Here is a 15583-nt window from a genome sequence, read left to right as displayed (position 1 = left end):
CCGTACGTTCGGTGAAATCCCAGGGCTGGAGGTTTTCATGGCCGGTACATCTGTTGGTGCGGACGATTACGCGCTCGCCCGCGTCCCGGAGCAAGCGCGGTACTCCTGGTGGTCTGTCGCGACCCAGCGGTTCGGGCAGATCTCGGCGCTGAGTCAGTTCCTGCTCGGCGCGACGCTCGGGTTCGGCATGAGCTTCTGGACCGCGTTCTGGGCGCTCACGCTCGGCGCGGTGATCCTCGAACTCGTGGCGATCCTGATCGGCGTCATCGGCGCCCGCGAGGGTCTGCAGACGTCGGTGATCGCGCGCTGGACCGGTTTCGGCCAGGCCGGCTCGTCGCTGATCGGGCTCGCGATCGGGATCAGCCTGATCGGGTGGTTCGGGATCCAGTCCGCGGTGTCCGCGGCCGGTCTGAGCCAGCTGATCGGCGTACTCCCGACCTGGGGCTGGTCACTCGTCTTCGGTCTCGCGGTGACGCTCGTCGTACTGCGCGGCTTCCACTCGATGGCCTGGGTCGCGTACGTGACCGTCCCGGCCTTCCTGGTCCTGGTCGGCTGGTCGATCATCAGCGAGCTGTCCGACCACAGCTTCGGCTCGCTGGTGAACGCCGCGCCGCCCGGCCCGCACCTGAGCCTGCTCGAGGGTACGACGCTCGTCGCGGGCGGATTCATCGTCGGCGCGGTGATCACGCCCGACATGACCCGCTTCAACCGCAGCGTCGGCGACGTCGTCAAGCAGACCATCCTCGGCATCACGCTCGGCGAGTACGTGATCGGCCTGGTCGGCGTACTGCTCGCGCACGCCGTCGGCTCGGCGAACGTGATCACGATCGTCACCTCGTCGGTCGGCTGGGTCGGCACGCTGGTGATCATCCTCGGCACGATCAAGATCAACGACTGGAACCTCTACAGCTCCGGCCTGGGCATCGTGAACTTCATCGGCACGGTCTTCGGCCGGCACGTCAACCGGGCCGTGGTCACGCTGGTTGTCGGCGTACTCGGCAGTGTGCTCGCGGCCGGCGGGATCCTGGACAAGTTCACCGAGTTCCTGACCGTGCTCGGCGTTGCGTTCCCGCCGATCGCCGGAATCATGGTCGCGGAGTACTTCGTGGTGAAGCGCTGGCGCCCCGACCTGGACGCGACCAGAGCCGCCGGCACGCTGCCCGCGACCGCGCCGACCTGGGTGCCGGCCACGATCGTGATCTGGATCGGCGCCGCGCTGATCGGCAAGTACGTCGGCTGGGGACTGCCCAGCATCAACTCACTCGTCGTCGGCTTCCTGGCGTACGTCGTGGCGGGCAGGCTCGGCCTGATCCGCGGCGTCGGGACAAGCCGCACCATGGACAGTGCGCCGGCCGAGATCGGCGTCGTAGCCCAACCTGGGAGGATCTGAATGCGTATCGGCATCGATGTCGGTGGCACCAACACCGACGCCGTGCTGCTCGATGGCACCGGCGGGGATGTCAGCGTGCTCGCGGCCAACAAGTCCGCGACCAGCGCGGACGTGACCGCGGGCATCATCGACACGCTGGACCGGCTGCAGGCGGAGCGATCCTTCGACCCGGCGCAGGTCCAGGCCGTGATGATCGGCACCACGCACTTCATCAACGCACTGGTCGAGGCGCGGCGGCTGGCTCCGACGGCGGCGCTCCGGCTCGGTCTGCCGGCCACCGCCTCGCTGCCGCCGCTGGTGGACTGGCCGGAGCGGCTGGTCGAGGCGATCAGCGGACGGAGCTACCTGGCGCACGGCGGGCACGAGTTCGACGGCCGGCACATCGCCGAGTTGGACGAGGACGAGCTGCGCCGGCACGCGGGTGACATGGTGAAGCACGGCGTACGGTCGGTGGCGATCTCGTCGGTGTTCTCGCCGGTGAGCAACGAGTTCGAACTGCGTGCGGCGGAGATCCTGCGCTCCGAGCTCGGCGACGACGTGGCGATCTCGCTGTCGCACGAGATCGGCCGGATCGGCCTGCTGGAGCGGGAGAACGCGACGATCATCAACGCCGCGCTCCGCGAGCTGGCCGCGAGCATCGTCGACGGACTGTCCGGTGCGGTCGCCGGTCACGGCATCTCCGCGCCGCTGTACCTGAGCCAGAACGACGGCACCCTGATGGACGTCGACTTCGCCCGCCGGTACCCGGTCGCCACGTTCGCGTCCGGCCCAACGAACTCGATGCGCGGTGCGGCATTGCTGTCCGGGCTCGACACCTGCGCGGTCGTCGACGTCGGCGGTACGACGAGCGATGTCGGCGTACTCACCCACGGCTTCCCGCGCGAGGCGACGACCGAGGTCGACGTCGCCGGCGTGCGGACGAACTTCCGGATGCCCGACGTACTCAGCATCGGGATCGGTGGCGGCAGCTTGGTGGCCGAGGGCAACGACCAGGTGACGGTCGGGCCGCGCTCGGTCGGCTATCGGCTGACCGAGGAGGCGTTGGTCTTCGGCGGCAAGACACTGACTGCGACGGACATCGCTGTCGCAGCCGGTCGTGCTGAGGTTGGCGACGTCGCAGCGGTCGCGGATCTGGATCCGACGCTGGTGAAGTCGGCTCTGGCGCGGGTGGCGGCAGATATCGCGGACGCGGTCGAGCGGATGCGTACGTCGCCTGACCCGCTCCCCGTGGTGGCGGTCGGCGGTGGGTCGATCCTGCTGCCGGACGATCTGCCCGGCAGTCTCGCCGTCCATCGGCCGGATCACTTCGCGGTCGCGAACGCGATCGGCGCGGCGATCGCGCAGGTCGGCGGCGAGGTCGACCGGGTGTACGCGATCGATCCCGGCCGCCGGGACGCGGTGGTGGACGAAGCGCGGCAGGAGGCCGTCGACCGTGCGATCGCGGCCGGCGCCGATCCTGCGGCCGTGCGGATCGTGGACTTCGACGAGGTCCCGATCCCGTACCTGCCGGGCAACGCGACCCGCATCCGCTGCAAGGCCGTCGGCGACCTGCGCCTCGGGGAGGCGTCGTGAGCGCGACCGCGGGGCGAGTGCATGCCCGCCGGGCGGCCGGGGTGGAGTGGTTGCGATGAAGCTTCGGGCTGAGGACCTGGGGTCCCTTGCTCGCGGTGCCGCCGTGCTGGGCACCGGGGGCGGAGGGGATCCGCACATCGGGAAGCTGCTCGCGCAGCAGGCCGTGCGGGAGCACGGGCCGGTGGAGATCGTTGCTGTTGGCGACCTTCCGGACGACGCCTGCGTGTTGCCGGTGGCAATGATGGGCGCACCAACGGTGATGGTGGAGAAGTTGCCGTCCGCGGACCAGATCTCGGTCGCGGTGCAGACGCTGGCGAAGTACGTCGGGAAGACGCCGACCCACCTCGCCTGTATCGAGGCCGGCGGGGTCAACTCGACCGTACCGGTGATCGCCGCCGCGCAGCTCGGGCTGCCGCTGGTGGACGGCGACGGGATGGGACGCGCGTTCCCCGAGCTGCAGATGGTGCTGCCGACGCTCGCCGGGATCGAGGCGACCCCGATGTCGATCGTCGACGAGAAGGGCAACCGCGGCGTTTTCGACACGGTCACGAACGAATGGGCCGAACGGCTGGCCCGCTCGGCGACGATCGACATGGGCTGTTCGGCGATCGTCTCGCTGTACGCGATGACCGGCGCCGAGATCCGCGGCGCGTTCGTCGCCGGCACGCTCAGCAAGTGCGTCACGATCGGCCGGGCGATCGAGCAGGCCCAGCGTGAGCACAGCGATCCGGTCGCGGCCGTGGTCGGCGAGCTCGGCGGACGGCTCCTGCATGTCGGCAAGGTCGTCGACGTACAACGCCGTACGACGACCGGCTTCGCCCGCGGTGACGCGACCGTCGACGGGCTGGACGCGTCGCACGGTCACGTGATGGTGCTGCGCTTCCAGAACGAGCACCTGGTCGCGGAGCTGGAGGGTACGGCGGTCGCCACCACGCCGGACCTGATCATCGTGCTCGACACCGAGACCGGCGAACCGATCACCACCGAGGCGCTGCGGTACGGCCACCGGGTCAGCGTGCTCGCCGCGCCGGCCGACGAACGCTGGCACTCCCCGGAAGGTATCGCGCTGGTCGGGCCGCGGTACTTCGGCTACGACCTCGACCCGATCCGGGCTTTGGAGACCGTATGAGCTGGAAGCTGGATATCGAGCACCTGCGGGATCTCGCCCGCGGGGCGGCGATCCTCGGGACCGGTGGTGGCGGGGATCCGCTGATCGGGCGGCTGCTGGTCGAGCAGGCGATCCGCGAACACGGGCCGGTGACGGTCCTCGACCCGGACGAGCTGGACGACGACGCGTTCGTCATCCCGACCGCGCAGATGGGCGCGCCGACCGTGATCGTGGAGAAGATCCCGCGCGGCAGCGAACCGGTCGGCGCGCTGCGAGCGCTCGAGAAGCACCTCGGGCGGACCGCCGACGCCACGATGCCGATCGAGTGCGGCGGCATCAACTCGATGATCCCGCTGCTCGTTGCCGCCCGCACCGGTCTGCCGGTGGTCGATGCCGACGGCATGGGCCGGGCGTTCCCCGAGCTGCAGATGGAGACGTTCTCGGTGTACGGCGTACCGGGGTCGCCGATGGCGATCGCGGGCGAGCACGACGAGACCGTGGTGATCGACACCGGCACGGACAACAAGCAGATGGAGTGGCTCGCGCGCGGGATCACGATCCGGCTCGGCGGGGTCGCGCACATCGCGGAGTACTCGATGACGGGCGCGGAGGTGAAGCGCACCGCCGTACCGCGGACGCTGTCGCTCGGACTGTCGATCGGGCGTGCCGTCCGGGAGGCGCGGGCGGCGCACAAGGATCCGGTCGAGGCGATCCGGGCCGCGCTGGCGCCGACGCTGTACAGCCACCTCCGGGTGCTGTTCCGCGGGAAGGTGGTCGACGTGGAACGCCGTACGCTCGAGGGCTTCGCGCGGGGGCGGGCACGCTTCACCGGGTACGACGGGACGTCGGAGCTCGAACTGCGCTTCCAGAACGAGAACCTGGTCGCCGAGGTCGACGGCGAGGTGGTGTGCACGGTGCCGGACCTGATCTGCGTACTGGAGGCGGACACCGCGGAGCCGATCACCACAGAGGGTCTGCGGTACGGCCAGCGGGTCACCGTGGTCGGCATCTCGACGCCTGACCTGATGCGTACGCCGGAGGCCCTGGCCGTCTTCGGACCGTCCTGCTTCGGTCTGGACGTGGAGTTCAACCCGGTCGAACGCCGCGGCGACCTCGTAACCACCCCATGACTCTCGGCCCGCCGTGCTGACCCCTCCGCGGCGGGCCGGGATTCCAACCTGTCGTGCAAGGATCGGCCTATGACGACAGTCGTCAAGGCGCAGGACCTGGAAGCGCTGGTTGTCGGCGTCACCCTGCTGGGGTCGGGTGGTGGCGGCGACACGGGGTCGTTCGGACGCATGTTGCGCCGGCGGCTCGGTGACGGCGAGCTGGTACTGCGGGACGCCGCCGACGTACCGGATGCGCTGGTGAGTCCGATCGGTGTGGTCGGGGCGACCAGTGTGCTGATGGAGAAGCTGCCGAGCGGTGGTGAGTTCGACACGGCGGTGCGGGCGGTCAGCCGGTGGGCCGGTGCGGACGTCACCGGGCTGATGCCGCTGGAGGCCGGAGGGCTCAACGGGCTGACTCCGTTGATCGCTGCGCTGGATCTGGGCCTTCCGGTGATCGACGCCGACCTGATGGGGCGGGCGTTGCCGCGGCTGGATCAGTTCTCCTGGGCGGTGGCGGGGCGTTCACTGACGCCTTGTGCGCTTAGCGAGCCGAGCGGTCAGGTGATCGTGGTCGACAACGTCGATGCGGCCGGGCTTGAGCGAGCTGTGCGCAGCTTCGTCGCTCACACCGGTGGCTGGGCGGTGCTGGCTCTGGCGCCCACTCCGGTAGAGGCTGCGGCGGCGGACGCCGTACAGGGGAGTTTGACGCGGGCGCTGGCGCTCGGGCGTGCGCATGCTGCGCTGGAGCCGTGGGCTACGCCGGCTGATATTGCTGACGGTTTGGGTGGGCGGCTGCTGGCGAGTGGTCGGGTCGAGCAGGTCGCTCGGCATTTGATTGCTGATGGTGGCGCTGCGTTCGGTCGCGGCAGTGTGTGCGTGGTCGACTCCGGCAGCCGTGCGGTGATTCGGATCGAGACCGAGAACGAGTACCTGCTCGCGCTGGTCGACGGTACGCCTGCGGTCACCACACCGGATCTGCTGTGCCTGCTGGATCGCCGTACCCTCCAACCGATCGCTGTCGACGCCATCCGGACCGGCGACGAGGTCCTGGTACTTGCATTGCCCGGACCGGCGTGGTGGCGACGCAGCGACCGCATCGCCCATGTCGGACCGCAGGCGTTCGGGCTCGCGTGCGAACCGCAGTTGCTGGAGGCATCATGACGCCGGGACTGTCGCCGACCTTGGCGGCCATGCTCGCGTCTCCTGGGTGGCGGGATGTGGTGGTGCTGGCCGGCGGTGGCGATCCTGGGCCGCGGCTGACCGGGTCCGTGGTGACGCTGGAGGTGTCGGTGCACCCGGAGCCGCTGGACGGGCAGGTGCTCGTCGTACTGCTGGCGAACGACCACACCGACTGGCGGATCGACGCTCTGATCAGCCGGGCGTCGGCGGCCAAGGCAGGGGCGGTGTTGCTGGCTGGTGTGGAGCCGCTGGGACGTGGGGCTCAGCTGCTGGCTGAGCGGTTGCAGCTGCCCGTGCTGGGATGCCCGGATCCGTTGGCCGCGCACGAGCAGCTGCGGCGGGTCACGGCCGAGCCTGAGGTGGTCCGGTCTGACCTGGTGCTCCGGGCGGTGTCAGCGTTGCGGCGGGCGAACGGTGATCTGGCCTCGGTACTGCGGACCACGGCAAGCGTCCTGGATCGACCTGTCACGTTGGCTGGTGCGGACGGCGGCACACTCGCCGGGGAGCCGCTGGAGCCTGAAGAGCGGACCGAGCTGGTTGCTGCGTTGCCTCGGGTGCCGGTCGGGTGGGCTGCGCCGTACCGGGTTGATCTGGCCAGTGGTGCGGTGCTGATTGCCGTTGCTGTGCTGGGGGTTGGGCCGGTGTGCTGGTTGGTTGCTCGGCTGCCCGACGTGGTGCCGGCTGAGGTTGCCGCCGTACCTGAGGTGCTGAGTGTGGTCGCGCCGGCCGTGGGGGAGCGGTTGGCGTTGCGGCGGTTGGAGCTGGAGCGGGATGCACGCCAACGTACATCGCTGCTTGGTGAGCTGCTGCATGGTGAGCCGTCGGAGGCTACGCGTCGACGGGCGGTGGATCTGGGGTGGCAGCTGGACGGGTGGCACACGGGGATCCGGATCGGCGCTGACGGACAGGTGGACGTTGCGGGGCGGCGTACGGATGTTGTGGAGGCGTTCGACGCCGAGGGGCTGCAGGCGGTTGTGGTGGAGCAGGGGGATGGGTGGTCGGCGTGGATCACCGCGGTGAGCGAACCGACGGCGACAGAGGTGCAGGAGCAGGCGGCGACGATCCGGCGGGTGCAGCGTCGGCTGGTGAAGACGGTTGACGCGTACGTCGGTGTCGGTCGGGTGCAGGCTGGTCCGAGCGGAATCGCCACCACCCTCGCCGAAGCCGGCGACGCGGCCGGGTTGGCCCGCGGACGCCCGGAAACAGGCCGTTTCCTTCACGTAGACCGTCTGGGCCTTGCCCAGCTGCTGCTCGCCTGGACGCGCACCGACACTTTCCAGCCAGCTGCCCAAGCCCTCCTAGCCCCCATCAAAGACCAACCCGGCGACCTGGTCACCACCCTTGCTGTCTACCTAGACACAGAGTCCTCAGTAGCCGAAACCGCCGCAGTCCTAGGCATCCACCGCAACACAGCCGCGGCCCGCATCCAGAAGATCCAACACCTACTAGGCGTAGATCTCACAAACCCCGACGAACGCCTGGCGCTACACCTCGCCTCCCGCACAACGCCTACGGAGTAGGCGCGTCCTCGCGGAGTAGGCCGGCGGACTTCAGGTCGGACCAGAGGGCTGTTGGGACCTCGGTGCGGGATAGGGCTGCGTTTGTGTGGACTTCTTCGGGGGTGCGGCAGCCGACTGCGATGCCCGCGACGGCTGGGTGGGCTAGCGGGAAGGCGAGGGCTGCGGCGGGGAGGGTGGTGTTGTGGGATTCGCAGAGGTCGGCGAGTTTGTTGGCTTTGTCGAGGAGGGCTTGGGCGGCCGGCTCGTAGTTGAAGGTGGTGCCGGCTGCGGGGCGGGGCTGGGAGAGTAGGCCGGAGTTGAAGATGCCTACGGCAACGACCTGGACGTTGTTTGCCAGGCAGGCGGGGAGTACGTCGTCCAAGCCGTCGGGGTCGATCAGCGTGTAGCGCCCGGCCAGCATGATCACGTCGATGTCGATCTCCTGCACGAACCGCGTCAGCATCGCGGTCTGGTTCATCCCGGACCCGATCGCGCCGATCACGCCCTGGTCGCGGAGCTCGATCAGCGTCGGGAACGCGGTCGCGACCGCCTCCTCGTAGTGATCGTCCGGGTCGTGCACGAACACCACATCGAGCCGATCGGTCCCGATCCGCTGCAGCGAGTCCTCGATGCTCCGCAGTACGCCGTCCCGGCTGAAGTCCCACCGCCGCCGACGCGTCGTGTCGACAGCGAACCCCTCGTCGTCCGTCGCAGCCTCGTCGGCGTGGTAGATGATCCGCCCGACCTTGCTCGACAGCACGTACGAGTCGCGCGGCTTGTCCCGCAGCCCGGCGCCGAGTCGCTCCTCGGCCAGTCCGAGACCGTAGTGCGGCGCCGTGTCGAAGTACCGCCAACCCTCGTCCCACGCTGCATTGACCGTGGCGATGGCCTCGACGTCGCTGACCTCGCCGAGCAGGTTGCCCAGCGGCGCGCCGCCGAGCCCGACGCGCTGGTCGTCCGGGAAGAGCTTCATCAGCGCGCCGCCGGGAGCCGCAGGTTCTGCATGCCGCCGTCGACGGCCAGCGCCGTACCCGTGGTCGAACCCGACAACGGGCTGGCCAGGTACGCGATCGCGTTCGCGACCTCGTCCGCCGACACCAACCGACCCATCGGCTGCCGAGCCTCGAGCGCGGCCCGCTCGGCCTGCGGGTCGGTTGCGACGTCGAGCAGCCGGCCGACCCAGGGCGTGTCCGCCGTACCAGGGTTCACGCAGTTCACCCGGATCCCCTCGCGCACGTGGTCCGCGGCCATCGCCATCGTCAGCGCGAGGACGGCGCCCTTGCTCGCGGAGTACAGCGCACGGTTCGGCAGGCCGGCGGTCGCGGCGATCGAGCAGGTGTTGACGATCGCGGCCGACTCCGACTTGCGGAGGTGCGGCAGCGCGGCCCGGGTCACGCGGGCGATCCCGACCACGTTCACGTCGAACACCCGGTGCCACTCGTCGTCGTCGTTCGCGGCGACCGTGCCCTGCGCGCCGATACCGGCGTTGTTCACCACGATGTCGATCCCGCCGAGCTGCAGCGCCGCGGCCGCGACCGCGTCCCGGATCGAGCCGTCGTCGGTGACGTCCGCGGCGATCCCGGTCAGCGGTGCGTCGACCTCAGGCTTCAGATCGAACACGACCACCTGGGCACCGCGCGCCGCGAGCAGTTGCGCCGCCGCGAGGCCGATCCCCGAAGCACCACCGGTCACCACGGCCCGAAGGCCGGCGAAATCCGTCACTTCTTCTCCTCTGCCAGGTCAGTCCAGATCTTGCCACTCGGGTACCGGAAGTCGGTCAGCGTCTCAGCGTCCATCTCAGCGCCGAACCCGGGCCGCACCGGTGCCACGTAGTGCCCGTCCCGGATCACGACCGGGTCCAGGAAGTGCTCGTGCAGGTGGTCGACGTACTCGATCACCCGGTCCTGCATCGATCCGCTCACCGCGACGTAGTCGAACATCGACAGGTGCTGGACCAGCTCACACAGTCCTACCCCACCCGCGTGCGGACACACCGGTACGCCGAACTTCGCCGCCAGCAGCAGGTTCGCGATGTTCTCGTTCACGCCCGCGACGCGCGCCGAGTCGAGCTGCAGCACCGACAGCGAGCCGGCCTGCAGCAGTTGCTTGAAGATCACCCGGTTCTGCACGTGCTCACCGGTCGCGACCTTGATCGGCGCGATCGCCCGCGCGATCGTCGCGTGCCCGAGGATGTCGTCCGGGCTGGTCGGCTCCTCGACCCAATAGACGTCGTACGGCGCCAGCGCCCCGACCCAGCTGATCGCGTCCGCGACGTCCCAGCGCTGGTTGGCGTCGACCGCGATCCGGATGTCCGGCCCGACCGCCTCGCGGGCCAGCTGCATCCGGCGGATGTCGTCGTCGAGGTTCGCGCCGACCTTGAGCTTGATCTGGGTGAACCCGTCCGCGACGGCCTCGTGGCAGAGCCGGACCAGCTTCGCGTCGTCATACCCGAGCCAGCCGGGCGTCGTCGTGTACGCCGGGTAACCGCGCTCGCGCAGTACCGCCTCCCGCTCCGCCCGCCCGGGCTTCGCCTTCCGGAGGATCTCCAGCGCGTCGTCCGGTGTCAGCGCGTCGGTCAGGTAGCGGAAGTCGACGAGGTCGACGATCTGCTCCGGGGTCAGGTCGGACAGCAGCTTCCACAGCGGTACGCCGGCGCGCTTGGCGGCCAGGTCCCACACCGCGTTGACGACCGCGCCGATCGCCATGTGCATGACGCCCTTCTCCGGGCCGAGCCAGCGCAGCTGCGAGTCGTGCACGAGCGACTTCCAGAACCCGCCGAGATCGTTCAGCGTCGTGTTCAGGTCGAGCCCGACGACGTGGTCGCGGAGCGCCTCGATCGCCGCGGTCTCGACATCGTTGCCCCGGCCGATCGTGAACGCGAAACCGTGTCCCTCGAGCCCGTCGCCGGCGTCGGTCCGCACGATCACGTACGCCGCGGAGTAGTCCGGATCGGTGTTCATCGCGTCGGAGCCGTCCAGGTCCAGCGACGTGGGGAAGCGGACGTCGTACGTCTCGAACTCGGTGAATCGTGGCATCGAGAACCCGATCTGCAGCGGTGGGCGGGACTGTCGAAGGGAATCCTATAGGATATGTGGCGATCGCGGCACCTGATAGGGCATGTACGCGGCGGCCCCCGTTACAGTCGGTGGGTGACTGGCGAGCGCGACGGGGTACTCCGGCTGGGCAGCCGGTCGTTCGGGGTGGGTGAGTTCGCGCTGATGGCGATCATCAACCGGACGCCGGACTCGTTCTTCGACCGCGGCGCGACGTTCGCCACCGATGCGGCGTACGAGGCCATCGACAAGGCGGTCGCGGACGGTGCCGACCTGGTCGACATCGGTGGCGTGAAGGCCGGGTACGGCGAACCCGTCAGCGAGGATGAGGAACTCCGCCGGACCGTGGATTTCGTGGCCGGTATCCGGGCCCGCCATCCGTCGCTGGTGATCAGCGTGGACACGTACCGTAGCGGCGTCGCCCGCCGGGTCGCCGAGGCCGGCGCGGACCTGCTCAACGACACCTGGGCGGGTGCCGATCCGGATCTGGTGTACGCCGCCGCGGAGTTCGGGACCGGACTGGTCTGCAGCCACGTCGGCGGTCTCTCACCCCGCACGGACCCGCACCGGATGGCGTACGACGACGTAGTGGCCGACGTGATCCGTACGACGACCGCGCTTGCGGACCGGGCGGTCGAGGCCGGCGTACGGCCGGACGGGATCCTGATCGACCCGACGCACGATTTCGGCAAGAACACGCTGCAGTCGCTGGAGCTGACCCGCCGCCTCGACGAGCTGGCTGCGACCGGTTGGCCGGTCCTGGTCGCAGTGTCGAACAAGGACTTCATCGGCGAGACATTGGAGCTGCCGCCGGGTCAGCGCGGGAACGGGACGCTGGCGGCGCTGAGCATCTCCGCCTGGCTCGGTGCGCGGGTCTTCCGGGTGCACGACGTACCCGCTGCTCGTCAGGCGCTCGATTTCATCGCCGTACTGCGGGGCAGTGCGCAGCCCGCCGGAACCCGAAGGAGCCTGGCCTGATGCGTGGACTCGACGAACTGACCGACGAGGAACTGATCGCGGTTTACGAGGTCGAGGACCGGTCGACGCCGCATCTGCGGGCGAACTTCGTCAGCAGCCTGGACGGCGCGGTCGAGATCGACGGGAAGTCGAAGGCGTTGTCGAGCGATTCCGACAGCCGGGTGTTCAGCATGGTCCGGCGGTTGGCGGACGTGGTGCTGGTCGGCGCGGGGACGATCCGTGACGAGGGGTACAACCCGCTGCGGCTGTCCAAGGCGGCGCGGGAGTGGCGCACGGCGGCGGGGCTGGCGGAGAACCCGACGCTGGCGATCGTGTCGTCGCGGCTCGAGTTGAGCCCGGTGAACCCGGTGTTCCAGTCCGCCGTACGGCCGATCGTCGTCACCCACGAGGCGTCACCGGCGGAGCGGCGGGAGGCGCTGGGCGAGGTCGCGGACCTGATCGTCCTGGGTGCCGGTGAGGTCGACCTCCAGGCGGTCGTCGAGGAGTTCGCCGCGCGCGGGATGCCGCAGGTGCTGTGTGAGGGCGGACCGCACCTGTTGGGCGCACTCACGGCGGCGGATCTGGTCGACGAACTGTGCCTGGCGCTCGCCCCACTCCTGGCCGGCCCTGGCTCCGGCCGCATCACAGCAGGTCTCCCAACCACCCTCACCCGCCAGATGAAGCTGAGGTCGACCCTGCAAGCCAGCGACGACTACCTCTTCTTCCGCTACACCCGAGAGGCCTGACCCGTGTCCGTAGTCGCGGCCGCGGTCTGCCCCCACCCGCCCCTCCTGGTCCCCGAAGTCGCCTCCGGTGCCGCCCCCGACCTGGACGAGCTGCGAGCCGCCTGCCTAGCCGCAATAGACACGCTGTCGGTCGCGTCAGCAGTCGTAGTCATCGGCTCCGCGCCGACGCCACCCGCCGTGTCGTCCGCCGCAGCACGCGCGGCCCGCTCGTCCTCCGCCGTTCCCTCAACCTCCGCCCCCCACCTGACGCCCGCCACCTATCCCGCCGCCGCAGGCGGCTCGTTTGCGGCCTACGGTGCGCCCGGCGTGCGGTTCGGCTCGGGCGATCCTGTCCTCCCGCTCTCCCTGGCGATGGGCGGTTGGCTGCTCGAGCAGTCCAAGGCGACCGGCCTGCCGCGCACGTATGTCGCCGTGCCGACAACCGCGACGCCGGACGACTGCATCTGGCTCGGCCGGGAGATTGCTGCAGGCAACGACCGCGTCGGCCTGCTGGTGATGGGTGACGGCTCGGCGCGCCGGAGCGAGCATTCACCGGTCCACCTCCACCCCCGCGCCGAGATCTTCGACACCACCGTCGCAACCGCCTTGCAGCGCAGCGATCTCGACGTACTGAAAGCCCTCGACCCGGACCTGGCCACTGAACTCCAAGCCGCAGGCCGAGCCCCCTGGCAAGTCCTCGCCGGAGCACTAGAAGGCACCGCGCTGACCGCCGATCTGACCTACAACGCCGCCCCGTACGGCGTCGGCTACCTCGTCGCATCATTCACCTAGATACTGGCCCCGTGACTGAGGAACGTGCGGGGTATCGACGGTCGGTGAAATCGCCGCGGGGTGAGGCGCGGCGCCGCGAACTGCTGGACAAGGTCGCCGACGAACTAGGTACCAACGGCCTGGTCGACTTCTCGCTCCGCCGCGCGGCACGAGCGGCGGGTACGACCCACAAGGTCCTCCTCTACCACTTCGAAGGCGCCGAAGACCTCCTCACCCAAGCCGTCCTCCAGCTCCGCGAACGCCGCATCACCCGCGCCCTCGCCGCCGCGACCGAAGGCCCAGACAACCGGAGTCTCGCCGACCGCGTGCGCTCGATGTGGCCGACGCTCATCGGCGAGGAGTCGTGGGTCCTCGACCAGGCGATCGGGCTCGCGATGTACGACGCCGGACGGTACGCCGACCTCGCGCGGACGGCCTCCCGCCAGTACCTGCCCACGCTGCTGTCACTCTGCCCGGAGTCGTGGTCCGAGCAGCGCCGGCAAGAGGTGGCCGAGTTCATCCTCGCCACCCTCCGCGGGTTCCTGATCGAGTGGCGGACGAGCGGTGACGCGGCCGGGATCGACGCCGGGCTGGCGGCGTTGACCCGCGCACTGGAGCGTGAAGAACAGGCGTAGACAGTTTGCGAACCACGTGGTTCACTTTTCTCATGCGCGAGAAAGTGAGCTTCATCAGTGGTGGGGTCGCGTGCGCGGCCTGGCACTACCCGGGGACCAACGGTGGGTGCGTGGTGATGACCGGCGGCTTCGCAGTGACGAAGGAGCCGGGGACGGACCGCTTCGCGGAGCGGTTCAATGCGGCCGGGTTCAGCGTGCTGGCCTTCGACCACCGGAACTTCGGCGAGAGCGCCGGCGAACCGCGCCAGGTCGCCCGGATCCCCGACCAGCTCGACGACTGGCGGGCCGCGATCTCATGCGCCGCCACGCTGCCGGGCGTGGAGCGCGTGGCCATCTGGGCGTTCTCCCTCCCCGGCGGCTACATCCTCCAGCTCGCCTCGGAAGACCTCGGCATCTCCGCCGCCATCGCCCAGTCCGCGAACGTCGACGGCCCGACCGTCACCCGGAATGCGTCCCGCTACCAAACCCCCGCAGCCGCCCTCCGCCTGGTCGGCCGCGCCCTCCTCGACAACCTCGGCGCTCTGTTCGGCCGCAAACCCAGACTGGTCGCGTTAGCCGGTCCGCCCGGCACCGTCGCCCTCCTCAACACCCCCGACGCGCAACAGACCGACGAGGCTCTCGACCCCGACAACCGCTACCGCGACTGGCAACAGACCCTCGCCGCCCGCTCCGTCTTCCCGGCCGCTTTTTACCGCCCGATCAAGTACGCCCCGAGCGTCCGCTACCCACTCCTGTACGTCGTCTGCGAAGACGACCAATCAGCCCTCGCCGCACCCACTCTGAAAGCCGCCGCCCAAACCCCGAACAGCACCGTCCTCAAAGTCCCCGGCGGCCACTACGCCCCGTTCCTCGACTCCCACGAACAGACTGTGGAAGCCGAGCTGACCTTCCTCCGCAAGCACCTGTCTAGGCAGGTTCAACCGGAACAGCCGGCCACCGAGGTGCGGTAGCCGCGAACTCGTCCCGGCCGGCCGCGCGCAACTGCTCGACCAGTTCGTCTCGTGCTGCTTGTACGGCGGTGACTGCGGCCTCGGCTGACTCGTGCGGGCCGGACCAGTTGCAGACGGCGTCCCCGGCGTACCAGGCGCCTGACGCGGCACGTCGTACATGAGCCGCCGCGAGTCGCGCCGCTGGGAGGTCCACGCCGGCGAGCTCGACAACCGCCTCAACCGCGACCACCTCTGCGTCGGGGTCGAGCACCGGTCGCAGCTCGACGGCGTCTGTCAGGACGAACTGATAGCCAGCTGGTGCACGCTCGGCCAGCCAGGCGAGGGCCTGCTGGGCGGTGTCCTGGAGGAGCTGGGCGTTGGACGGGTCGGCCAGCGTGTGTACTCCGACCAGTCGCGTGTGCGTCGGCCGCAGTTCGTTCTGCCACATCCGGACCTGCAGCTCCTCCCGCCCGGACAACCGCCGCCCGAGGATCCGCGCCAGCCCCACCACGTCGAAGTTCAGCTCGTCCGGCGTCCGCTTCCGCCCGGGCTCGAGCGGCTCGCCAGGACGAGTGCCGCGAGTGGTCCAGGGGCCGACGTGCCACCGAGTCAGAGTCACCCCCAGACCCTAACCAAGGCGGATCGCGGACCTTCCG

General features: G+C 69.7%; 15 protein-coding genes. 11 read left to right on the top strand and 4 right to left on the bottom strand.

Going from position 1 to position 15583, the window contains the following annotated elements; all coding sequences use genetic code 11:
* Positions 1 to 37: 37 nt before the first annotated feature.
* The 6 genes from FDA38_RS32595 to FDA38_RS32570 all read left to right on the top strand — a co-directional run bounded on the left by FDA38_RS32595 (position 38) and on the right by FDA38_RS32570 (position 7878).
* Positions 38 to 1390, top strand: coding sequence for a purine-cytosine permease family protein (locus tag FDA38_RS32595; protein ID WP_137258029.1), 1353 nt, complete (start codon positions 38 to 40; stop codon positions 1388 to 1390).
* Positions 1391 to 2962 (top strand): hydantoinase/oxoprolinase N-terminal domain-containing protein, encoded by a 1572-nt coding sequence (locus FDA38_RS32590; RefSeq protein ID WP_137258028.1) that lies wholly within the window; start codon positions 1391 to 1393, stop codon positions 2960 to 2962.
* A gap of 55 nt (positions 2963 to 3017) precedes the next feature.
* The gene (locus FDA38_RS32585; protein ID WP_137258027.1) at positions 3018 to 4091 is read left to right on the top strand and encodes a DUF917 domain-containing protein; all 1074 of its coding nucleotides are present in this window, start codon (positions 3018 to 3020) and stop codon (positions 4089 to 4091) included.
* Positions 4088 to 5200 carry a DUF917 domain-containing protein gene (locus FDA38_RS32580; protein WP_137258026.1) on the top strand — a complete coding sequence of 371 codons (1113 nt, stop codon included), beginning with the start codon at positions 4088 to 4090 and terminating at the stop codon, positions 5198 to 5200. Before FDA38_RS32585 ends, FDA38_RS32580 begins: the two co-directional genes overlap by 4 nt.
* A 69-nt stretch (positions 5201 to 5269) precedes the next feature.
* Entirely contained in the window at positions 5270 to 6340 is a 1071-nt protein-coding gene (locus FDA38_RS32575; RefSeq protein ID WP_137258025.1) for a DUF917 domain-containing protein, read from the top strand.
* Positions 6337 to 7878, top strand: coding sequence for a helix-turn-helix domain-containing protein (locus FDA38_RS32570; RefSeq protein WP_137258024.1), 1542 nt, complete (start codon positions 6337 to 6339; stop codon positions 7876 to 7878). Before FDA38_RS32575 ends, FDA38_RS32570 begins: the two co-directional genes overlap by 4 nt.
* Here FDA38_RS32570 and FDA38_RS32565 read toward each other — a convergent pair.
* From FDA38_RS32565 to FDA38_RS32555, 3 genes are read right to left on the bottom strand one after another with little or no spacing between them, the layout of a single operon-like run.
* Entirely contained in the window at positions 7868 to 8830 is a 963-nt protein-coding gene (locus tag FDA38_RS32565; protein ID WP_137258023.1) for an aldo/keto reductase, read from the bottom strand. The genes FDA38_RS32570 and FDA38_RS32565 overlap by 11 nt on opposite strands.
* The gene (locus FDA38_RS32560; RefSeq protein ID WP_137258022.1) at positions 8830 to 9579 is read right to left on the bottom strand and encodes an SDR family NAD(P)-dependent oxidoreductase; all 750 of its coding nucleotides are present in this window, start codon (positions 9577 to 9579) and stop codon (positions 8830 to 8832) included. Before FDA38_RS32560 ends, FDA38_RS32565 begins: the two co-directional genes overlap by 1 nt.
* Positions 9576 to 10892 (bottom strand): L-fuconate dehydratase, encoded by a 1317-nt coding sequence (locus FDA38_RS32555; RefSeq protein ID WP_137258021.1) that lies wholly within the window; start codon positions 10890 to 10892, stop codon positions 9576 to 9578. The genes FDA38_RS32560 and FDA38_RS32555 overlap by 4 nt, the downstream gene beginning before the upstream one ends.
* Positions 10893 to 11006: 114 nt before the next feature.
* Between FDA38_RS32555 and folP the strand changes: the two genes are divergently transcribed.
* The 5 genes from folP to FDA38_RS32530 are packed head-to-tail and all read left to right on the top strand — an operon-like array spanning position 11007 to position 14948.
* Positions 11007 to 11888, top strand: coding sequence for a dihydropteroate synthase (folP, locus tag FDA38_RS32550; RefSeq protein WP_456073111.1), 882 nt, complete (start codon positions 11007 to 11009; stop codon positions 11886 to 11888).
* Positions 11888 to 12613: a pyrimidine reductase family protein gene (locus FDA38_RS32545; RefSeq protein WP_137258019.1), complete on the top strand. Its 726-nt coding sequence runs from the start codon at positions 11888 to 11890 to the stop codon at positions 12611 to 12613. Before folP ends, FDA38_RS32545 begins: the two co-directional genes overlap by 1 nt.
* A gap of 3 nt (positions 12614 to 12616) precedes the next feature.
* Positions 12617 to 13384: a class III extradiol dioxygenase subunit B-like domain-containing protein gene (locus tag FDA38_RS32540; RefSeq protein WP_137258018.1), complete on the top strand. Its 768-nt coding sequence runs from the start codon at positions 12617 to 12619 to the stop codon at positions 13382 to 13384.
* An 11-nt stretch (positions 13385 to 13395) separates the two neighbouring features.
* Entirely contained in the window at positions 13396 to 13998 is a 603-nt protein-coding gene (locus FDA38_RS32535; RefSeq protein WP_137258017.1) for a TetR/AcrR family transcriptional regulator, read from the top strand.
* A gap of 32 nt (positions 13999 to 14030) precedes the next feature.
* Positions 14031 to 14948: an alpha/beta hydrolase gene (locus FDA38_RS32530; protein WP_137258016.1), complete on the top strand. Its 918-nt coding sequence runs from the start codon at positions 14031 to 14033 to the stop codon at positions 14946 to 14948.
* Here FDA38_RS32530 and FDA38_RS32525 read toward each other — a convergent pair.
* On the bottom strand, positions 14905 to 15546 hold the full coding sequence (locus FDA38_RS32525; protein WP_137258015.1) for a hypothetical protein: 642 nt from the start codon (positions 15544 to 15546) through the stop codon (positions 14905 to 14907). The two genes, FDA38_RS32530 and FDA38_RS32525, sit on opposite strands and share 44 nt — an antisense overlap.
* Positions 15547 to 15583 lie beyond the last annotated feature (37 nt).

The sequence above is a fragment of the Kribbella jiaozuonensis genome (genome assembly GCF_005233875.1).
Classification (GTDB): domain Bacteria; phylum Actinomycetota; class Actinomycetes; order Propionibacteriales; family Kribbellaceae; genus Kribbella; species Kribbella jiaozuonensis.
The sequence above is the reverse complement of the archived record's forward strand: the minus strand, read 5'-3'. Positions and strand labels throughout refer to the sequence as shown.

Bases quoted from the DNA above. Each gene is read 5' to 3' on its own strand.
- FDA38_RS32590 (WP_137258028.1), top strand. From the start codon at position 1,391: ATGCGTATCGGCATCGATGTCGGTGGCACCAACACCGACGCCGTGCTG.
- FDA38_RS32585 (WP_137258027.1), top strand. From the start codon at position 3,018: ATGAAGCTTCGGGCTGAGGACCTGGGGTCCCTTGCTCGCGGTGCCGCC.
- FDA38_RS32530 (WP_137258016.1), top strand. From the start codon at position 14,031: ATGCGCGAGAAAGTGAGCTTCATCAGTGGTGGGGTCGCGTGCGCGGCC.
- FDA38_RS32565 (WP_137258023.1), bottom strand. From the start codon at position 8,830: ATGAAGCTCTTCCCGGACGACCAGCGCGTCGGGCTCGGCGGCGCGCCG.
- FDA38_RS32570 (WP_137258024.1), top strand. From the start codon at position 6,337: ATGACGCCGGGACTGTCGCCGACCTTGGCGGCCATGCTCGCGTCTCCT.
- FDA38_RS32575 (WP_137258025.1), top strand. From the start codon at position 5,270: ATGACGACAGTCGTCAAGGCGCAGGACCTGGAAGCGCTGGTTGTCGGC.
- FDA38_RS32595 (WP_137258029.1), top strand. From the start codon at position 38: ATGGCCGGTACATCTGTTGGTGCGGACGATTACGCGCTCGCCCGCGTC.
- FDA38_RS32555 (WP_137258021.1), bottom strand. From the start codon at position 10,892: ATGCCACGATTCACCGAGTTCGAGACGTACGACGTCCGCTTCCCCACG.
- FDA38_RS32545 (WP_137258019.1), top strand. From the start codon at position 11,888: ATGCGTGGACTCGACGAACTGACCGACGAGGAACTGATCGCGGTTTAC.
- FDA38_RS32580 (WP_137258026.1), top strand. From the start codon at position 4,088: ATGAGCTGGAAGCTGGATATCGAGCACCTGCGGGATCTCGCCCGCGGG.